At 71.9% G+C, this 18,858-nt stretch carries 20 protein-coding genes; 10 read left to right on the top strand and 10 right to left on the bottom strand.

What is annotated here, in order from left to right:
• Window positions 1–9: 9 nt before the first annotated feature.
• Entirely contained in the window at window positions 10–369 is a 360-nt protein-coding gene (locus tag OG373_RS17415; RefSeq protein ID WP_030010013.1) for an NADH-quinone oxidoreductase subunit A, read from the bottom strand.
• An 849-nt stretch (window positions 370–1,218) separates the two neighbouring features.
• On the opposite strand from OG373_RS17415, the gene OG373_RS17420 reads away from it, so the two are divergent.
• Window positions 1,219–2,046, top strand: coding sequence for a C40 family peptidase (locus tag OG373_RS17420; protein WP_397734850.1), 828 nt, complete (start codon window positions 1,219–1,221; stop codon window positions 2,044–2,046).
• 131 nt (window positions 2,047–2,177) lie between these two features.
• Here the strand turns inward: OG373_RS17420 and OG373_RS17425 are convergent, their stop codons facing one another.
• Window positions 2,178–3,146 (bottom strand): hypothetical protein, encoded by a 969-nt coding sequence (locus OG373_RS17425; protein ID WP_405439147.1) that lies wholly within the window; start codon window positions 3,144–3,146, stop codon window positions 2,178–2,180.
• Between the two features lie 29 nt (window positions 3,147–3,175).
• Window positions 3,176–3,586 carry a hypothetical protein gene (locus OG373_RS17430; RefSeq protein ID WP_397734854.1) on the bottom strand — a complete coding sequence of 137 codons (411 nt, stop codon included), beginning with the start codon at window positions 3,584–3,586 and terminating at the stop codon, window positions 3,176–3,178.
• A 440-nt stretch (window positions 3,587–4,026) separates the two neighbouring features.
• Between OG373_RS17430 and OG373_RS17435 the strand changes: the two genes are divergently transcribed.
• From OG373_RS17435 to OG373_RS17455, 5 genes are all read left to right on the top strand, one after another.
• Window positions 4,027–4,296: a hypothetical protein gene (locus OG373_RS17435; protein WP_397734856.1), complete on the top strand. Its 270-nt coding sequence runs from the start codon at window positions 4,027–4,029 to the stop codon at window positions 4,294–4,296.
• Window positions 4,293–5,849 (top strand): peptidoglycan-binding protein, encoded by a 1,557-nt coding sequence (locus OG373_RS17440; protein WP_405439148.1) that lies wholly within the window; start codon window positions 4,293–4,295, stop codon window positions 5,847–5,849. The genes OG373_RS17435 and OG373_RS17440 overlap by 4 nt, the downstream gene beginning before the upstream one ends.
• 5 nt (window positions 5,850–5,854) lie before the next feature.
• Window positions 5,855–6,580, top strand: a complete 726-nt coding sequence (locus OG373_RS17445) for an ABC transporter ATP-binding protein (RefSeq protein WP_405444092.1) — start codon at window positions 5,855–5,857, stop codon at window positions 6,578–6,580.
• A complete protein-coding gene (locus OG373_RS17450; protein WP_405439149.1) occupies window positions 6,577–7,842 on the top strand; it encodes an ABC transporter permease in 1,266 nt (421 codons plus the stop codon). Before OG373_RS17445 ends, OG373_RS17450 begins: the two co-directional genes overlap by 4 nt.
• Before the next feature lie 67 nt (window positions 7,843–7,909).
• Entirely contained in the window at window positions 7,910–8,209 is a 300-nt protein-coding gene (locus OG373_RS17455) for a hypothetical protein (RefSeq protein ID WP_405439150.1), read from the top strand.
• Between the two features lie 47 nt (window positions 8,210–8,256).
• On the opposite strand, the gene OG373_RS17460 is transcribed toward OG373_RS17455, so the two are convergent.
• Window positions 8,257–9,540, bottom strand: a complete 1,284-nt coding sequence (locus tag OG373_RS17460; protein WP_405439151.1) for a geranylgeranyl reductase family protein — start codon at window positions 9,538–9,540, stop codon at window positions 8,257–8,259.
• Between the two features lie 97 nt (window positions 9,541–9,637).
• Here OG373_RS17460 and OG373_RS17465 point away from each other — a divergent pair, with 97 nt between their 5' ends.
• Entirely contained in the window at window positions 9,638–10,156 is a 519-nt protein-coding gene (locus OG373_RS17465; RefSeq protein ID WP_405439152.1) for a GNAT family N-acetyltransferase, read from the top strand.
• Between the two features lie 96 nt (window positions 10,157–10,252).
• Here the strand turns inward: OG373_RS17465 and OG373_RS17470 are convergent, their stop codons facing one another.
• Both OG373_RS17470 and OG373_RS17475 read right to left on the bottom strand, forming a co-directional pair.
• The gene (locus tag OG373_RS17470) at window positions 10,253–11,149 is read right to left on the bottom strand and encodes a glutaminase (RefSeq protein WP_245385410.1); all 897 of its coding nucleotides are present in this window, start codon (window positions 11,147–11,149) and stop codon (window positions 10,253–10,255) included.
• A 38-nt stretch (window positions 11,150–11,187) separates the two neighbouring features.
• Window positions 11,188–11,880: a demethylmenaquinone methyltransferase gene (locus OG373_RS17475; RefSeq protein WP_405439153.1), complete on the bottom strand. Its 693-nt coding sequence runs from the start codon at window positions 11,878–11,880 to the stop codon at window positions 11,188–11,190.
• Window positions 11,881–12,146: 266 nt separating this feature from the next.
• On the opposite strand from OG373_RS17475, the gene OG373_RS17480 reads away from it, so the two are divergent.
• Entirely contained in the window at window positions 12,147–13,046 is a 900-nt protein-coding gene (locus OG373_RS17480; protein WP_397734872.1) for a DUF3152 domain-containing protein, read from the top strand.
• Between the two features lie 46 nt (window positions 13,047–13,092).
• Window positions 13,093–13,545 (top strand): LuxR C-terminal-related transcriptional regulator, encoded by a 453-nt coding sequence (locus tag OG373_RS17485; protein ID WP_405439154.1) that lies wholly within the window; start codon window positions 13,093–13,095, stop codon window positions 13,543–13,545.
• Here the strand turns inward: OG373_RS17485 and OG373_RS17490 are convergent.
• The 4 genes from OG373_RS17490 to OG373_RS17505 all read right to left on the bottom strand — a co-directional run bounded on the left by OG373_RS17490 (window position 13,511) and on the right by OG373_RS17505 (window position 18,393).
• Window positions 13,511–14,155, bottom strand: a complete 645-nt coding sequence (locus OG373_RS17490; protein ID WP_405439155.1) for an imidazolonepropionase-like domain-containing protein — start codon at window positions 14,153–14,155, stop codon at window positions 13,511–13,513. The two genes, OG373_RS17485 and OG373_RS17490, sit on opposite strands and share 35 nt — an antisense overlap.
• Before the next feature lie 16 nt (window positions 14,156–14,171).
• Complete coding sequence (gene mqnC / locus OG373_RS17495; RefSeq protein ID WP_405439156.1) at window positions 14,172–15,371, bottom strand: cyclic dehypoxanthinyl futalosine synthase; 1,200 nt, start codon at window positions 15,369–15,371, stop codon at window positions 14,172–14,174.
• A gap of 78 nt (window positions 15,372–15,449) precedes the next feature.
• Complete coding sequence (locus OG373_RS17500) at window positions 15,450–17,321, bottom strand: serine/threonine-protein kinase (RefSeq protein ID WP_405444094.1); 1,872 nt, start codon at window positions 17,319–17,321, stop codon at window positions 15,450–15,452.
• A 208-nt stretch (window positions 17,322–17,529) separates the two neighbouring features.
• A complete protein-coding gene (locus OG373_RS17505; RefSeq protein ID WP_052874859.1) occupies window positions 17,530–18,393 on the bottom strand; it encodes a menaquinone biosynthesis protein in 864 nt (287 codons plus the stop codon).
• Window positions 18,394–18,630: 237 nt separating this feature from the next.
• On the opposite strand from OG373_RS17505, the gene OG373_RS17510 reads away from it, so the two are divergent.
• On the top strand, window positions 18,631–18,834 hold the full coding sequence (locus OG373_RS17510; RefSeq protein WP_007265804.1) for a cold-shock protein: 204 nt from the start codon (window positions 18,631–18,633) through the stop codon (window positions 18,832–18,834).
• Window positions 18,835–18,858: the final 24 nt, after the last annotated feature.

Genomic DNA, 18,858 nt, shown 5'->3' on the forward strand with positions numbered 1-18,858 from the left:
TTCAGCCCCTCAGTCCCATTCCAGGCCGCCGCGGCGCCACACGTAGGCGTAGGCGACGAAGACGGTGAGCACGAAGAGCAGCATCTCGACGAGCCCGAAGATCCCCAGGGAGTCGAAGGTGACGGCCCAGGGGTAGAGGAAGACAACCTCGATGTCGAAGACGATGAAGAGCATCGCCGTCAGGTAGTACTTGATCGGGAAGCGGCCACCGCCGGCCGGCATCGGCGTCGGCTCGATGCCGCACTCGTAGGCTTCGAGCTTTGCCCGGTTGTACCGTTTTGGGCCGATCAGCGTGGCCATGACCACGGAGAAGATCGCAAACCCTGCGCCGAGGGCGCCGAGCACGAGGATGGGCGCGTACGCATTCACTCTCCTCGCTCCTTCCAGTCGTCCTTGACCGTTGGACCGCTGCCGGCGCCGCGTGCACCGCCTCGCGAAGATCACGCTTTCGATCAAGCGCTTGCATGTGAGGCAGTTCACAAGCCGGACTGGTGCGCATCTTATGCCCGCTCGTCTGTGATCTGCGACACGGGTTGCAACACCGAGTTTGTGATCTCCACCACCTGACGAACGATCATGAAGTCCGATGAGTGGTGATCTTCATACGCGAAGCATCCACATGATCACCAAAGGTGACATCCGGGCCCGTTACCGCAGGTAGAAGGCGGCTTGCCCTATCAAAGGATTCCCCGTGCAGGCAAATTGGCAACGGGGGTGCGGCGGTGATAAAGGGATCGCCGTCGCCCGGTCGGGGGATCCCGTGCGTACGGAGGTGGACGCGGGGCAGACGCGAGGTGCGCGGGGGTGGACGGCGGGGCGGACGAGGGGGCCGATGCCGGACGGACGGGAGCGTCCGGCGACCGCGTGCGGGACCGGGCGAGTGCGTGCATCCGTTCACGAACCTCTCGGCCCGTTCACAGGAAGGTCACGGGAGGGGCACAGCGTCCACATCGCGTGATCCGGCTGTGACCTGCGCCACTCTGAATCGAGGCTTCCGAAAGAGGGCTTGGCCATCTGTGCGGAGTGATGGTAGGTCAGGGAGCATTTGGGACTTAATACCGAAACCCCATGATCACAGCCCTGTGATGGCCTGTCCGTTTCGCCCGTTACGGCGTCAATAAGAAGCGAGAGGCGCCCGGTTAGCGGCCTTCGCGCGCAACTGTGGCGCAACCCACGTTTCTTGAAGGGAACCCGGACGCCCTGATAGCGGTTGTCCTCATGTCCCACACCGCTCACATACCCAGCCACCGGAAGCCCCGTCGCAGCGCCTCGAAGCTCGCGGTCCGCGCCGGAGTTGCCGGTGGCGTCCTCAGCACCCTGGCCATGGCCGGCACCGCGAGCGCGTCCCCGTCCGCAGAGCCCGTGGCCGAGACGACGCTCGAAATGCCGGTCCTCAACCTGGACCTGGGCGCCGAGGTCTCCTCCGCCGTCACCGTGGCCGCCGAGAACACCCGCTTCGCGGCCATCGAGGGCGAACTGACCGCCCAGGAGGAGAGCGCCCGTACCGGCGCCGCCGCCGAGGCGAAGCAGGCCAAGGAAGAGGCCCAGAAGAAGGCCGACGCCGAGAAGAAGGCGAAGCAGGAGGCCGACCGCAAGGCCGAGGCCGAGCGCTCCAGCCGCAGCACCGAGCGCACCACGCTGAAGAGCGCCTCCGCCCCGCAGGGCACCGGCACCGTCTCCGCCCCGGCCACCGGCTCCGCCGCGGCCATCGTCAACTTCGCCCGCGCGCAGGTCGGCAAGGCGTACGTGATGGGCGGCACCGGTCCGTCCTCGTTCGACTGCTCCGGTCTCGTCCAGGCCGCCTACCGCCAGGCCGGCATCACCCTGCCGCGCATGTCCCAGGCGCAGTCCTCGGCCGGCACCTCGGTGTCGCTGAACGCCCTTCAGCCGGGCGACATCCTGTACTGGGGCTCCAAGGGCAGCGCGTACCACGTCGCGATCTACGTCGGCGGCGGCAAGTTCGTCGGCGCGCAGAACCCCAGCACCGGCATCGTCGAGCGCAACCTGAGCTACGACAAGCCGACGGGCGCCGTCCGCGTCCTCTGAGCACCGCCGCTCGGTTCGGGGCAGCCGGACACGTGAACACCTGAACACGGCCGAGGGCCGGTACTCCCCCGCTCGGGGGTGGAGTACCGGCCCTGGGGCCGTTCTTCGCGTTCTCGCGGCTCCGTGCGCCCCTATCGGCCCAGGGAGGCCGCCAGCTCGAAGCGGGCCTCGCGCTGCCTCTTGTAGAGCGCCAGCGTCTCGGCGTGCTCCTCGACGAGCCTTTCCTGGTAGGCCTTCTCGACCGCGCCCCAGATCCCGACGAGGTTGACCTCGCGCTTGCACGCGACGTCCGCCTTGGCCGCCGTCACGGCCTTCGGGCCGCCCTTGTCGTTCTCCAGGCCCAGCTTCTCGACGACGTCGTACGGCGATTCGATCCCGGTGTATCCCGACTTGTCCATGCAGGACGACCATTTCTCGAGGGCGTCGACGACCCGGGAGTCCTGTCGGGAGCGGGCGTGCGCCTCCGAGGCCAGTTCGAACGTGAAGAGCAGGTCCACGCTGTCTCTGGTCGGTGCGTACAGCTTGCGGTACCCCTCCCGCCCGCACCCGCCGGCCGGCACCTTCTGCCCGGCCGCCGTCAGACCGCTGTCGACCGCCGCGGCCTCCTCCTCGGTGTTCGCGTCGGGAATCCTTCCCCCCTGCGTTCCGGGCTGCTCGCCCGTCATCACGACGTACGCACTGTCGCTCAGCTGCGGTGCCTGCGGCTTGGCCGGTGTTCCCTCGCCGGAGGTCTTGTCGTACCCGTGGGCCGCCGCGAACTGCGGATCGGCCAGGCCGAAGAGGTAGCGGTGGCGGTCCTCGGCCCCGGCGCCGGGGGGCTCGGCCGATCTCACGCCCTCGTAGGTGAACCCGTACCGGGCCATGCACCGGGAGACCAGGTTCTGCTGGACCTGGCCCATCCGGATCCGTTCGGCCTCGGTGTCCGTGTACGCGTCCATCGGGAGGGACAGGGCGGCCGTCGCGGGGTTCACCTCGACGGGACCGAGCTCCGGTTCGCCGTCCCCGGCGCCGCCGGTCCCGGCGCAGCCGGCCAGGAGAACGGCCGTCAGCAGGACGGCGGCCGGAGCGGCGGCGGGCCGGCGGCGCCGGGAGGTGTGCATGGCGTGGAACTCCTTCTGCCGGATCCGGATTACGGGTGGAGGGTGTACTTGGCCGAGCTGATCTTGTTCTTGAACTTGTCCGAGGCGTTGCCCGCGTAGTTCGACGGGATCTCTCCGACGTTGCCGCCCAGGTCCTTGTCGGTACCGACCTTCCAGGCGTAGATGTCCCGGTTCCGGTACGACTCGGTGGTGTCGTTGATCCAGGAGCCGCTGGCCGAGCAGGACCCCTGGTACTTGTCGTCGCTGAAGTTCAGGTCATTCGTCACCAGGTCGAAGACACAGCCCGACTGGTTCTGCCAGTAGTAAAGCCCGAACTCCTGGTTCTCCAGATTTCCGTCGCGCGCCCAGGCGGCCGCAGGGCCCGCAGTTCCCAGCAGAATGGCACCGGCCGAAACGGCCGCGACGCAGCCGGCCGCCAGCTTGCGCATTGCGTTGTCCATCACTCTTGCCTCACTTTTCCGGTGAAAGTCGGGGTGTGTCGGGCGGGGTGGGATCGCACATTTCCACCCGGCGGGGATTCAACAGCGAACCTTTGCGCCGGAACAAGTCCTTTCTCAGCTGATGGACAGTCATTTCTGTTGTCCGACAGGTAACTTGCCCCCACAGCACACGGCTATCTACTATCTGGCGGCGCGCACCTCCCCCACCACGAAACGGATGCGCAAAATCCACTCCTACCGCCGCAAGGGAACCCGTCGTGCATGCAAGGTATTTGACCGCCCTGCTCGTCCTGTGCATTTCTCTGACGGGATGCGGCGGCGGAGACGGAGAACCTGGAGCAAGTGACAGTCCGCCGCCCACCGCGGAGGAAATCGCCTACCACGATTGCCTGAAGAAGCAGGGTGTGGCGATTGTCCATACGGATTACGGAGCTCCGCGCGTGGACAAGTCGAAGCCCTGGAACGAGGAGGCGCACACGGCCTGCGCGTCACTGCTGCCGCCCCCGGCGAAGCCCCAGCCGGCCGATCCCGCGCAGGTCGCCGCCGCGCAGAAGGAGTCCGCGTGCCTGCGGGCCGAGGGCATCTCCTGGTACCCCGACCCGGACCCGGTCACCGCCCAGATCGACGAGCGCAAGGGCACTCCCGAGCAGTGGACCGCCCTCAAGCGCGACCACATCGACGCGTTGAAGAAGTGCCGGCCGGAGAGATGAGCGAACGGGAGCAGGTCGTGGAACACACCGAAGCCCTGTCCCCCGGGGTCCCCGAGGTCCCCGGCGACGACCGCGACGACCGCGACGACCGCGGCGACCGCGGCGGGCTCGCGCGCGGCCGGCGCGTGGTGCTCGCGGTCGTCGGCGGGGCCGCGCTGATGGCGGTCGGCGGGCTGCTGGCCACCACCCTCGTGAAGTCCCCGGCGCAGGTGGCCGCGGAGGCCGGGCCGCCCGCGCAAGGGGCCCTCACCGCCGAGGTCGAGCGGCGGGTGCTCGCGCAGACCGTGGTGATGCGCGGGACCGTGGCCGCCGACCAGAGCGTCGCCGTGTCCCCGCAGGGCATCCGCTCCGGGGAGGGCGCGGGGGCCGCGGTGGTGACCGAACTGCCGCTGAAGGCCGGGGAACCGGTCACGGCCGGGCAGCTGATCGCCGAGGTGTCCGGGCGGCCCGTGTTCACCCTGCACGGCGCGCAGCCGATGTACCGCGATCTGAGGCCCGGGGCCACCGGCGACGACGTGACGCAGCTGCAGCGGGCGCTGCGCGAGCTCGGACACGGCACCGGGGCCGATGCGAAGGGCGTCTTCGGGGCCGGTACGAAGGCCGCGCTCGCGGCCCGCTACCGGGCCATCGGGTACGAGCCGCTGCCCGCGGTCGCCGACGGGGGCGCGGCGCTCAAGTCGGCGCGGGAGGCCGTACGGTCCGCGACGTGGGCCGTGGAGGACGCGAGCGGCCCGGTCGGCGCGTCCGCGGAGCCCGGATCCGGCAAGGGCGGGGCGACGGCCACGCCGAGCCCCAAGGCCAGACCCGGGTCCGGGTCCGGCCGGGAGCTGGCGCGGGCCCGGGAGGCGCTCGGCGAGGCCCGGGCCGCCCTCGCGGCGGCCGAGGCCGCGGACGGGCCGATGCTGCCCGCCGCCGAGACCGTGTTCCTGGGTTCCTTCCCGGCCCGCGTCAGTTCCGTCGGCGCCCGCGCGGGTTCCCCCGTCTCCGGGCCGGTGCTCACGCTCTCCGCCGGGGAACTCGTCGTGGAGGCCTACCTCAAGGACGACAAGCGGCAGCTGCTGCGCGCCGGCATGGCCGTGGTGATCTCATCCGAGGTCTCCGGCACCGATGCCCGCGGCAAAGTGGCGATCGTCGCCACCGAGCGGACCGCCGCACAGCCCGCCGGAGAGCCCCCGCAGCAGGGTCAGGGCCAGGACTCCAAGGGCGGCGGGGGCGGCGGGGGCGGCGACCTCGGCTACCGGATGGTGGTCCGCGCCGACCAGCCGCTGCCCGCCGGCTTCGCCGGGCAGGACGTCCGGCTGACCATCGAGTCGGCCGCCACCGATGGCGAGGCCCTCGTCGTCCCGGTCACCGCCGTCTCGGCGGGCGCGGACGGGCGTACGGTCGTCACCGCCGTGTCCGCCGAGGGCACCCAGCGGCGCATCGAGGTGCGCACCGGCACCAGCGGCGACGGCTTCGTGGCCGTCACCCCGGCCCGGGCCGGCGCACTGGCCGCCGGGACCAGAGTGGTGATCGGCGTCGCACCCCGACAGACCCCGGGGAAGTCCGAGTGAGGCTCCTGCGGCGGCAGTCGCGGCAGGGCCCGCGGCCACCCGGCAACGGCGACAGCGACAGCGACAGCCCCGTGATCGAACTCCGCGGGGTCGGCCTCACCTACCCCGGGCCGCCGCCCGTCGAGGCCCTGCACCCCTGCGACCTGACCGTCCGGCGCGGCGAGTTCATCACCGTCGTCGGCCCCTCCGGCTCCGGGAAGTCCACCTTCCTCAACGTCGCCGGCCTGCTCGACTCCCCCACCAGCGGCCGGTACCTCCTCGACGGGATCGACACCGCCGCACTCCCCGACCGGGAGCGCACCGCCCTGCGCGGCCGCCGGATCGGCTTCGTCTTCCAGTCCTTCCACCTGCTGCCCCACCGGTCCGCCCTGGAGAACGTCACCCTCGCCATGCTCTACACCGGAATCCCGCGCGCCCAGCGCCTCGTACGAGCCCGCGCGGCCCTGGACCAGGTCGGTCTCGGGCACCGGACCGGCGCCGTGCCCGGACGGCTGTCGGGCGGCGAGCGCCAGCGCGTGGCCATCGCCCGCGCCCTGGTCGGGCGGCCCTCGCTGCTGCTGTGCGACGAACCGACCGGCAATCTCGACTCCGCCAACGCGGCGTCCGTCCTCGGGCTGCTGGACGACCTGCACGGGTCCGGGATGACCGTCCTCGTCATCACGCACGACCCCGAGGTGGCCCGGCGCGGACACCGGACCGTCACCATCCGCGACGGACGGCTCCACCCGTGAGCGCCATCCCGCCGAGCGCCATCCCGCCGAGCGCCGTCGCACCGAGGGCCGTCGCACCGACCCGGCTGTCCGTACGCGACGCCCTGGCCGAGGCCGTCGCCGGCATGCTGCGCCGACCCGGCCGGGCCGTGCTCACCACCCTCGGCACCGTCCTCGGCGTCGGCAGTTTCGTCGCCGTGCTCGGCCTCACCGCCACCATCTCCTCCCAGATCGACGGCCGGTTCAACGTCCTGACCGCCACCGAGGTCAGCGTCGAGGACATCGCCGCCCAGCAGAACGAGTTCGCCGGGCCCGGCTTCCCCGCCGACGCCGAGCAGCGGCTGCGCGCCGTCGCCGGTATCGAGCACGCCGGGGTGCTGTGGACGGTGCGGCTCGACTCCCGGACCACGGTCGGCCCGCTGCCGTCCGGGGCCGGCGACCCGACCACCGGCGCGGCCGTCGTCGCCGCCTCCCCCGGGGCCGTCGCCGCCCTCGTGCCGACCCTCCAGCAGGGACGGCTCTACGACGACTTCGCCGAGCGCGGCCACGAGCGCGTCGTCGTCATCGGCAGCGGGCTCGCCGCCCGCCTCGGCATCGCCACCCTGGCCACCCGGCCCGCCCTGTACATCGGCCAGGAGCCCTTCACCGTGGCGGGGATCGTCGACGACCTCGAACGCCGGCCCGAGCACCTGATGTCGGTCCTCGTGCCGCGCGCCACCGCCGAGCAGCTCTGGGGGCCGCCGGCGCCCGGGGCCGCGAGCTTGCTGATCGCCACCGAACTCGGCGCCGCCCGGCAGGTCGCCGAGCTCGCCCCGCTCGCGCTGCGCCCCGACCACCCCGAGTACCTCAAGGCCGTCCCGCCGCCCGACCCGCGGATGCTGCGCTCCGGCGTCACCGCCGACCTGAGCGCGCTCTTCCTGCTGCTGGCCGGGATCTGCCTGGTCATCGGTGCGGTCGGGATCGCGAACACCACCCTGGTCGCCGTACTGGAACGGACCGGCGAGATCGGGCTGCGGCGGGCGCTCGGCGCCCGGGGCCGGCACGTCTCGGCCCAGTTCCTCACCGAGTCCGCGGCCCTCGGAGCGCTCGGCGGCCTGGTCGGGACCTCGCTGGGCGAACTGACCGTGGTCGGGGTCTGCCTCGTCCGGGACTGGACCCCGGTGATCCACCCGGTCACGGTGGCCGCGGCCCCGCTCACCGGCCTGGTCACCGGGCTGCTCGCCGGCCTCTATCCCGCCTGGCGGGCGGCCCGTGTCGAACCGGCCGAGGCCCTGCGAAGATAGCGGGGAAGACAACGGGGAAGACACCGGGCGGCAGTGCGCCCGACCGTCCCCAGGAGGTGGTGGTCCCGTGAACCCGAAGTCGTACGAGTCCCACGGCGCCGGCGACCCCACCGCCGTCCCGGCGGCGCTCGGCCTCGGCCTGCTGGCCGTCGGCGGCTGGCTGCTGACCACCGCCCGCCCCTGGCACAAGCCCGGCCACCCGCTCACGCTGGGCCTCGGCTGGACCGCCTCGGGAGCCCTGCTGCTGTGCGGCCTGGTCCTGCTGGCCCGGTGCGTACGTACCGTCCACGGCAGCCCGGACGCCCCCGCGCCCTCGGGTCCGGAAGCCGGGGCGGGGGCCCCGGCGGAAACCGGTACGGACGGCTGACCCGGCGGGGCGGACGCCCACCGGGACGCCGCCCCACGTCACCCGGCTCAGGCCTTCGGGGCCACCTTCGAGAGGCCGTTGATGATGCGGTCCATCGCGTCGCCGCCCGTCGGGTCGGTCAGGTTGGCCAGCATCTTCAGGGTGAACCGCATCAGCACCGGGTGGGTCAGACCGCGCTGGGCGGCGATCTTCATGACCTTCGGGTTGCCGATCAGCTTCACGAAGGCGCGGCCCAGGGTGTAGTAGCCGCCGTAGGTCTCCTTGAGCACCTTCGGGTAGTTGTGCAGCGCCAGTTCGCGCTGCGCCGGGGTGGCGCGGGCCTGGGCCTGGACGATGACGTCGGCCGCGATCCGGCCCGACTCCATGGCGTACGCGATGCCCTCGCCGTTGAACGGGTTGACGAGCCCGCCCGCGTCGCCGACCAGCAGCAGGCCCTTGGTGTAGTGCGGCTGCCGGTTGAAGGCCATCGGCAGGGCCGCGCCGCGGATCGGCTGCGTCATGTTCTCGGGGGTGTAGCCCCAGTCCTGCGGCATCGAGGCGCACCAGGCCTTGAGGACCTCGCGCCAGTCCAGCTCCTTGAACGCGGAGGAGGAGTTCAGGATGCCGAGGCCGACGTTGGAGGTGCCGTCGCCCATGCCGAAGATCCAGCCGTAGCCGGGCAGCAGCCGGTCCTGCGCGCCGCGCCGGTCCCACAGCTCCAGCCAGGACTCCAGGTAGTCGTCGTCGTGCCGCGGCGAGGTGAAGTACGTCCGTACGGCCACGCCCATCGGGCGGTCCTCGCGCCGGTGCAGGCCCATCGCCAGGGACAGCCGGGAGGAGTTGCCGTCGGCCGCGACGACCAGCGGGGCGTGGAAGGTGACCGGGGTCTTCTCCTCGCCCAGCTTCGCGTGCACGCCGGTGATGTGGCCGGTTCGCGCGTCGCGCACGGGCTCGCCGACGGTGCAGCGCTCGTACAGCCGGGCGCCGGCCTTCTGCGCCTGGCGGGCCAGGGTCTCGTCGAAGTCGTCACGCTTGCGGACGAGTCCGTAGTCCGGGTAGGAGGCGAGTTCCGGCCAGTCCAGCTGGAGCCGCTGCCCGCCGCCGATGATCCGCAGGCCCTTGTTCCGCAGCCAGCCGGCTTCTTCGGAGATGTCGATGCCCATCGCCACCAGCTGCTTGGTGGCACGCGGGGTCAGGCCGTCGCCGCAGACCTTCTCGCGCGGGAACGCCGTCTTCTCCAGCAGCAGGACGTCCAATCCGGCCTTGGCGAGGTAGTAGGCGGTGGTCGAGCCGGCGGGCCCGGCCCCGACGACGATCACGTCCGCGGAGTGTTCGGAGAGGAGCTCGGTCACTGCGGGGTCTCCCGAAGGCTCGATAAAGGGTGCCAGGCGGCACCGGACATGTGCAGTCTATGCAGCGAGAGAGATCACGATCCGAAGGGTGCCTCCGATGACCACCTCGCAGACCCGGCCACTTCCCGCCGTACAGCTCCGCGTGCCCACGGACGAGGACGCGCACGCCTGGCACTCGGTCTTCGCCGACCCCGACGTCATGGAGTTCCTGGGCGGACCCGCGGAACTGTCCGCGTACGAGGAGATCACCGCGCGCCAGCGCATGCACGACGCCCAGCTCGGCTACTGCCTGTGGACCCTGCTCGACGGGCAGGGCGCGGTGATCGGCTTCACCGGAGCCCAGCCGTGGCCCCGGGAGAAGGGGTGGGGGCCGGTCGGCGAGATCGAGATCGGCTGGCGGCTGGGCCGCTCCGCGTGGGGCCAGGGCTACGCGTACGCCGCTGCGCTGGCCACGCTGGAGCGGGTCCGGGCGGCCGGTCTGAACCGGGTCGTGGCGATGATCGACGCCCGCAACGACCGCTCGGTGGCGGTCGCGGAACGCCTGTGCATGGTGCTGGCCGATGAGTTCACCACCCCGGCGGGCAACCCCGCCCGCCGCTACGAACTCGCACTGTAGAACGCGAGGGAGCGGTCGGTGTCCTGCGTCGACTCCGGCCCTCCCGGGCCGTCTCTTTCGGATCGTGTCGGCCCGACACGATCCGAAAGAGACGGCCTAGAACACGGACAGGCCCGTCAGGGTCGTGAACCGGTCCAGTGCCGCCACGCCCGCCACCGAGTTGCCCCGGGCGTCCAGGCCCGGGCTCCACACCGCCAGGACGCACTGGCCCGGGACGACCGCGACGATGCCCCCGCCGACCCCGCTCTTGCCCGGCAGGCCGACGCGGTACGCGAACTCGCCCGCCGCGTCGTACGTCCCGCAGGTCAGCATCACCGCGTTGATCTGCTTGGCCTCGCTGCGCGTCAGCAGCCTCGAACCGTCCGCCCGGAGCCCGTGCCGGGCCAGGAAGCGCCCGGCACGGGCCAGGTCGGCGCAGCTCATCTCGATGGAGCACTGCCAGAAGTAGTGCTCCAGCAGCGCGGGCACCGGGTTGTCGATGTTCCCGTACGAGGCCATGAAGTGGGCGACGGCGGCGTTGCGGTCGCCGTGCTCCTGCTCGGAGGCCGCGACCTCGGCGTCGAACCCTATGTCCGGGTTCCGGCTCTCCTGCCGCAGGAACTCCAGCAGTTCGCTGCTCGCGTCGCCCGTCAGCGTCTGCAGCCGGTCGGTGACCACGAGGGCGCCCGCGTTGATGAATGGATTGCGCGGAATGCCGTTCTCGTACTCCAGCTGCACGAGCGAGTTGAACGGGTTGCCGGAGGGCTCCCGGCCGACCCGCTCCCACAGGCTGTCACCGCCCTCGGCCAGGGCCAGGGCCAGCGCGAAGACCTTGGTGATGGACTGCGCGGAGAAGGGGACCTGCCAGTCCCCGACCCCGAAGACGTTCCCGTCGAGGTCGGCGATGGCCATCCCGAACTGCCGCGGGTCCACGGCGGCGAGCGCGGGGATGTACTCGGCCGGGGTACCGCTGCCCCTCAGGGGGGCGATGTCGGCCGCGATCCGCTCCAGCAGGGGCCCGTAGTCCGTGGGCGCGACGTCCGGCACGGCAGTCAGTCCTTGATGCCCCGGTGCAGCGCGACGATGCCGCCGCTGAGGTTGCGCCAGGCCACCTTGGACCAGCCGGCCTTCTGCAGCAGGGCGGCCAGCGCCGGCTGGTCCGGCCATTCGCGGATGGACTCGGCGAGGTACACGTACGGGTCGGGGTCGGAGACCACCGTGCGGGCCACCGGCGGCAGCGCCCGCATCAGGTACTCCATGTAGACCGTCCGGAACGGCGCCCAGGTGGGCTGCGAGAACTCGCAGATGACGACCTGCCCGCCGGGCTTCGTCACCCGGTACAGCTCGCGCAGCGCGGCGTCGGTGTCCTGGACGTTGCGCAGCCCGAAGGAGATCGTGACGGTGTCGAAGACGTCGTCCTTGAACGGCAGCTTCGTCGCGTCACCGGCGGTCAGCGGCAGCCAGGAGTGCTTCTTCTTGCCCTCCATGAGCATGCCCAGGGAGAAGTCGCAGGGGACGACGTACGCGCCGGTGGCGGCGAAGGGCAGCGAGGAGGTCGCGGTTCCGGCGGCCAGGTCGAGGACGGTGTGACCGGGGCGCGCGCCGACCGCCTTGGCGACCTCCTTGCGCCACAGCCGGGCCTGGCCCAGCGAGATGACGTCGTTGGTGAGGTCGTATTTCTCCGCGATGCCGTCGAACATGGAGGCGACTTCGTGCGGCTGCTTGTCCAGGGAAGCCCTTGTCACTGGCGTTCGCCCCTCGGTGTGCGATGCGGATCGGCGGGTACGCACCCATCCTCTCAGGCCGTGCCCCCGCCGGGCCGCAGGGGCTCCACGGCTACCCGCTGTGACCGCCCGGGGGTGGATGTCGGAAACTGTTCCGAAGGACAGTTACGCCGCGCACCCGCGGACCCGTTGACTGACAGCGTGCGGCCCGGTGAGGGTCACCCACCGGATCGGCACCCGAATCGTGGCCGGTCCGGCAGTGGCCGCCACGAACAGAAAGCTTCACGATGCCGGCAGGCCATTCCACCGGTCGCTCCAGCCGCAGCGGCCCGCGCGCCAGGCGCCGGGCCGAGCGGCGCAAGCGGCTGCGGCGCACGATCCTCCTCGGCTCGGCGGCACTGGTCGTGGTCTCGGCGACCGCGTACACGCTGCTGCCCGGGGACGACGGCGCGAACACCGCCGCGGGCCGGACCGCTGCCCAGCCGGACCCGACGGACGCGGAGTCCGCCGACGGCTCCGGGAACCCGGTCCCGCAGGGCGGCCAGAAGTCCCCCTCCCCCCAGCCCTCCGCCTCGCCCTCGGTGCGGGCCGAGGGCTCGCCGTCGCCGCAGCCCTCCGCGACGACCGCCCGGCCGGGTGTCTTCAAGGCCTCCGCCGCCGCCGGCAACGTGCAGGGCAAGGGGCCCGCACGCCGCTGGCGGATCGAGGTCGAGGAGGGCAGCGGGGTCGACCCGGAGTCGGCCGCCCGCTCGGTCGAGGCGATCCTCGGGGACCCGCGCGGCTGGACCAAGGACCCGAAGTACGGCTTCCAGCTCGTCGGGGAGGGCCAGCCGGTCGATTTCACCGTCAAGATCGCGACGCCCAAGACCACCGACCGGCTGTGCGACGTGGTCACGCCCGAGCTCATCGGCGAGACCAACTGCAGCTCGGGGCACACCGTCGTGGTCAACCTCAAGCGCTGGCAGGAGGGTTCGCCGCAGTTCAGCGGCTCGCCCGAGGAGTACCGGGCGCTGATCATCAACCACGAGGTCGGCCACGAACTCGGCCGCGGCCACGAGTCGTGCCCGGGTCCCGGCCAGCCCGCTCCCGCGATGATGCAACAGATCAAGGGTCTGAACGGCTGCAAGTCCAACGCCTGGCCTTACGACTCGAAGGGAACCTACCTGTCCGGTCCACCCGTCCTATAGGGCGAGAGGCGGCTACAGGACGGGCGCCCGGGGGCGAGGAGAAACCGTGCGCGTCGTCAGCTTCAGCGTCCCCGCGTGGTTTCCCTCGTACGAGGAGCCGGGCGCGCAGGAGCAGGCGCCGCCCGAGGACCCGTCGAGCGGCAACGCGTCGAGCGGGGACAGACCGGCGACGGACCGCCCCGCCACGGACCGCCCGGCCTTCGACCGTCCCGCTTCCGAGCGGACCGCCGACGCCCAGCTGACCGAGCAGGAGTCCGCGGTGTTCCTGTGCCTGGCCACCGGCGCCTCCAACCGGGAACTCGCCGTCGAGCTGCAACTCTCCGTCAGCACGGTGAAGTTCCACGTCGTCAACATACGGGCCAAGCTGGGCGGCATCAGCCGCCTCCAGGCCTGCCTGCTGGCCGCGCTCGCCCGGGAGGACACCCTGCGCACCGCCGGCTCCGGGCACTGCGCGCGGAGCGGGCTCAGCGACGGCGGTGGAGCAGCCGCCCGCCGATGACCGTGGCCACGCACGTGGTCGCGCCCTGCTCCTTCAGCCCGGCCTCGTCCGCCACCGCGAAGGCGGCGAAACGCGCCGGGACCCCCGCCTCCAGAATGCCGTGGAAGGCCTCCGCCGCCGCGCCCCGCCCGGCGAACGGATCCAGAGCGGGCAGCCCCTCGTACGCCACCGGTGCCAGGATGGTGAGCCCGGACCGGGACACCGCCGTGCGCACCGCCGGGACCGTGAAGCGGCCGCAGACCGCCACCACCCCGCGGGCCAGGAGCCGCTGCGTGCCCCGCCGGGCACTGTTGCCCCACCGCGGCTCGGTCATCTTCAGCGCATCCAGCGCGGCCTCGCCCCTGATCGGGTCGGCGCCGAGCTCGGTGACCTCGTACGGGTCGTCCGGGTAGTACGTCCGCTCCAGCAGCTCGTCCGCGCCGCGCACGACCAGCCCCGGGGTGATCACCCCGGGCCAGCGGCGGGTCCGGGCGTGCGGGTGGGCCGCGGCGACCTCCTCGTACGGGCCGACGCGGGCTATCCGGTCGCCGTCGACGAGGACCGCGCCGCCGGGCAGCGGCGCGGATCCCGGCCCGGGGACCAGGAGTTCGGCGGTGTGCAGCGTCAGCATCGGTCGGCGGGTGTCGTCAGTTCGTGGAGATGAGCTTCAGCTCGGGGTGCGCCGTGCCGCCTTCGAGGGCGGTGGAGGAGATGTGCGAGACCACCCGGTCGTCGACCGGGTCGTTCGCCGGGTCGTCGTGCACGAGCAGGTGCTCGTACGTGGTCGCGCGCTGCGCCGGGGTGCGCCCCGCCTTGCGGATCAGGTCGATGATCTCCTGGCGGTTGGAGCGGTGCTTGGCACCGGCCGAGGAGACCACGTTCTCCTCCAGCATGATCGAGCCGAGGTCGTCCGCACCGTAGTGCAGCGAGAGCTGGCCCGCCTCCTTGCCCACGGTCAGCCAGGAGCCCTGGATGTGGGCGATGTTGTCGAGGAAGAGGCGCGCGATCGCGATCATGCGCAGGTACTCGAAGATCGTCGCCTGGGTGCGGCCCTTGAGGTGGTTGTTCTCGGGCTGGTAGGTGTACGGGATGAAGGCGCGGAAGCCGCCCGTACGGTCCTGCGTGTCCCGGATCATCGCGATGTGCTCGATGCGCTCGGCGTTGGTCTCGCCGGTGCCCATCAGCATGGTGGAGGTGGACTCCACGCCCAGCTTGTGGGCGATCTCCATGATCTCCAGCCAGCGTTCGCCCGACTCCTTGAGCGGGGCGATCGCCTTGCGCGGCCGCGCCGGCAGCAGTTCGGCGCCGGCTCCCGCGAAGGAGTCGAGGCCGGCCGCGTGGATGCGCTGGATGGCCTCCTCCGCCGAGACGCCCGAGATGCGGGCCATGTGCTCGACCTCGGACGCGCCGAGGGAGTGGATGACCAGCTGCGGGAAGTCCTTCTTGATGGCGGAGAAGTGGTGCTCGTAGTACTCGACGCCGTAGTCCGGGTGGTGCCCGCCCTGGAACATGATCTGCGTGCCGCCGAGCTCGACGGTCTCCGCGCAGCGGCGCAGGATGTCGTCGAGGTCGCGGGACCAGCCCTTCTTCGTGTCCTTGGGGGCCGCGTAGAAGGCACAGAACTTGCACGCCGTGACGCACACGTTGGTGTAGTTGATGTTCCGCTCGATGATGTACGTCGCGATGTGCTCGGTACCGGCGTAGCGGCGGCGGCGCACGGCGTCGGCCGCCTGGCCGAGCGCGTGCAGCGGCGCGTGGCGGTAGAGGTCGAGCGCCTCTTCCTTGGTGATCCGGCCCCCCGCGGCGGCGCGGTCGAGGACAGACTGGAGAACGGCCAGGTCGGTCACCGGTGAGTCACCTTTCGGCGGTGTGTCTGTGTCAAGGTCCGGACCGATCCAGCCTACGCCAGGGCCGCCCGGCGCATTTCAGGGGCTGCGCCTGAGGTCGCCCTCGGGGTTTCCGGCCGGGGCGTCGCCCGACCTGTAGTGCAGCGTCCCGTCGGCATTGAGGCTGAAGCGCTCGTCGGCGGAACCGTTGGAGCAGACGCCCGGAGCCGGGTTGGGGCCGCCCGAGGTGTCCAGGACCAGCGAGCGGTCGGTGGCGGAGGAGAGCTTCCAGTCGCCGCTGCAGTCGGTGCCCAGGACGGCCAGGACCGACTTGTCCCGGCCGACGACCTCACCGACCCGGCCCGCCCTGATCGTGATCTCGAACTCCGAGGACAGGCCGAGGCGGGCGGTGGTGACCGTGCCCTTCCAGGTGCCGACGAGCTCCTTGGGCACGTCCTCGCGGGTCCCCTTGGGCGCGGCCGGGCTCCCGGTCGGGTTCGCACCCCCGGTCCCGGCCGGGTTCGGGGCCGAGGAGGCCGATGCCCCCGGGGCCGGCGCGGAGGCGGAGGTCCGCGGTCCGCCGTCGGCCAGGTCCCGCTCCTCGGCGCCCTGGCCGGGCAGGACGTCCAGCCAGTACAGCCCGCCGGACAGCACCGCCAGCACGGCCGCCGCGGCCAGGACCAGGGTGCAGCTGAACCGCCGCCCGGCCGCCCTGACGGAGACCTGCCGACCCGGACCCTCCGGGTCGGTCCGCTGCCCGGGCAGCCCCCCACCGCCGGTTCCCGGGCCGGGAGTTCCGTACGGACCGGCTCCGCCGGCCGAGCCCGCGGTCGCGGTCGGAGCCCCGGACACCGCTCCGCCCGTACGGGCGGAGCCGGAGCCGCCCGCCGGGTCGCCGTACGGCGACCCGGCGCCCGGGCCCGTGCTGCGGTACGCGGGGTCGGGCGGGCCGAAGCCGCCCCCGGCGGGGCCGCCGTACGAGGCGGCCGTGAACGGCACCGGCCCGGACGGGCCGTCCGCGTACGGCGTGCGGGACGTCCCGAAGCCCCGGCCCGCGGACGCCTCGGATCCGCCCCCGGGGGTGTCCGCGTCCAGGTCCAGCAGGGCCACCGCCGCCCGGCTGGCCTCCTCCACCAGCGGCCCGGGCAGCCAGCCCGGGGCGCCCAGCGCCCCGCCGAGGGCCGCCGCGACCGCCGCGGGGGCGGGCCGCTCCGCGGCCGTCTTGGCCAGGCAGGCCTCGATCAGGTCGCGCAGCTCCCCGGCCGGGAGCTCGCCGAGCTCGGGCGGCTCGTGGACCACCTTGTAGAGGAGAGTGGCCGAATTGTCCCCGGTGAAGGGCGGCCGCCCGGTCGCCGCGAAGGCCATGACCGCGCCGAGCGAGAACACGTCGGCCGCCCCGGTGATCCCCTTGCCGAGGATCTGCTCGGGCGACATGTAGCCGGGTGAGCCGACGGAGACCCCGGTGGAGGTGAGCGAGGCGGTGCCGTCCGTGGCCCGCGCGATCCCGAAGTCGATCAGCCGCGGCCCGTCGAGGGTGAGCATCACGTTCGACGGCTTCACGTCCCGGTGTACGAGACCCAGGCCGTGCACGGCCACCAGGGCGCGGGCCAGCCCCGCGCCGATGGCCCGTACCGAGGTCTCGGGGAGCGGCCCGTGCCCGGCCAGCGCACGGTCCAGGGAGGGCCCGGCGACGTACCCGGTGGCCACCCACGGCACGGGGGCGTCGGGGTCCGCGTCGAGCACGGGCGCGGTCCACTCGCCGCCCACCCGGCGGGCCGCCTCGACCTCGCGGCGGAACCGGGCCCGGAACTCCTCGTCGGTGGCGAAGTGGGGGTGCACGATCTTGACGGCGACGGTCCGGCCGCCGGCGCTGCGCCCCAGGTAGACCCGGCCCATGCCACCCGCGCCGAGCCGGCCCAGCAGCCGGTACGCGCCGATGGTCCGCGGCTCCCCGGCTTCGAGCGGCTGCATCACGTCCCCCAATTCCCCGTGTTCCCGGGCGCCTTGTGCCGCCCGGCCGAGCAGCAGCAGCCTAGTGGGGTGCCGGGTGGGGCGGGGGAAGGTGCACGGTCACCCTTTTGCATTTCCACCACGGGGCGAGAAATGCAAAAAGGCGGGAATTCCCGGTAAACCGCACATTCGCCCGCCGGGCCTTTGGACTACCGCGGGGTAAACCGGCTCAGCACTCCTGGACCACCGCGCTCAGCAGCTCCACGTCGACATCCGCGGGGTACCCGGTCGTCGGTCCCGTACGGCGCGCGAATTCCCGTACGCCGGCCAGCTGCTCGGGGCCGAAGCGGAAGTCGAGGGTCGTGAAGTACCGCTCCAGCAGCTCGGCGTCGAAGGCCTCCCAGCGGGCCGCCTGTTCGGCCACCTTGGTGACCTCCTCCAGGGAGACGTCCCGGGAGGAGAGGAAGGCCTCGTGGACCTCCCGCACGACGGCGGGCTCGCGGGCGAGGTAGTCCTTGCGGGCGGCCCAGACGGCGAAGACGAACGGCAGCCCGGTCCACTCCTTCCACATGTGCCCGAGGTCGTGCACGGTCAGCCCGAGCCGGGGCGCGTCGTGCAGCGAGGCGCGCAGCGCGGCGTCCCCGATCAGTACGGCCGCGTCCGCCTCCTGCATCATCACGCTCAGGTCGGGCGGGCAGGTGTAGTAGTCGGGCCGTACCCCGTACTGCTCGGAAAGCAGCAGCTGGGCGAGGCGCACGGACGTACGAGAGGTGGAGCCGAGCGCGACGCGGGCGCCGTCGAGCTGCTCCAGGGGGACCTGCGAGACGATCACGCAGGACATCACCGGACCGTCGCAGCCGACCGCGATGTCGGGGAAGGCGACGAGCTGGTCGGCGTTGCGGAGGAACTCCACGAGGGTGATCGGGGCGATGTCCAGGTCCCCCTGGACGAGGCGCTCACTGAGCTTCTCGGGGGAGTCCTTGGTCAGTTCCAGGTCCAGCAGAGTGCCGGTTCTGGCCAGCCCCCAGTAGAGGGGCAGGCAGTTCAGGAACTGAATGTGGCCGACGCGGGGCCGGCTGCGATAGAGGTCCACATCGCGAGACTAGTCCCCGGATCGGCGTCAGCCTTCCAGTGGGTCTCAAACGTCCGGGTGACGTGATCTTTCCCTCTGGTCTCCACCGCAGAGTGCGTGCTAGGCTCGCCGCAAGTTGCAGTTTGGTTTCCCTTGCAGTACGAGGCCTGCGGAGAATGTGACCCGCAGGCTTTTGTAGTTTTCAGACTTCTTAGCAGGTTCTGGAGCAGGGCGACCCTTTGGCCCATAGGAGGGCTCATGGCTACCGGAACCGTGAAGTGGTTCAACGCTGAAAAGGGCTTCGGCTTCATCGCCCAGGACGGCGGCGGCCCGGATGTCTTCGTCCACTACTCCGCGATCAACGCCTCTGGCTTCCGCTCCCTGGAGGAGAACCAGCAGGTGAACTTCGACGTCACGCAGGGTCCGAAGGGCCCGCAGGCGGAGAACGTCACCCCGGCCTAGTCGCCTGGGCCAATCCCATCGCGG

The organism is Streptomyces avidinii, assembly GCF_045161815.1.
Classification (GTDB): Bacteria; Actinomycetota; Actinomycetes; order Streptomycetales; family Streptomycetaceae; genus Streptomyces; species Streptomyces avidinii.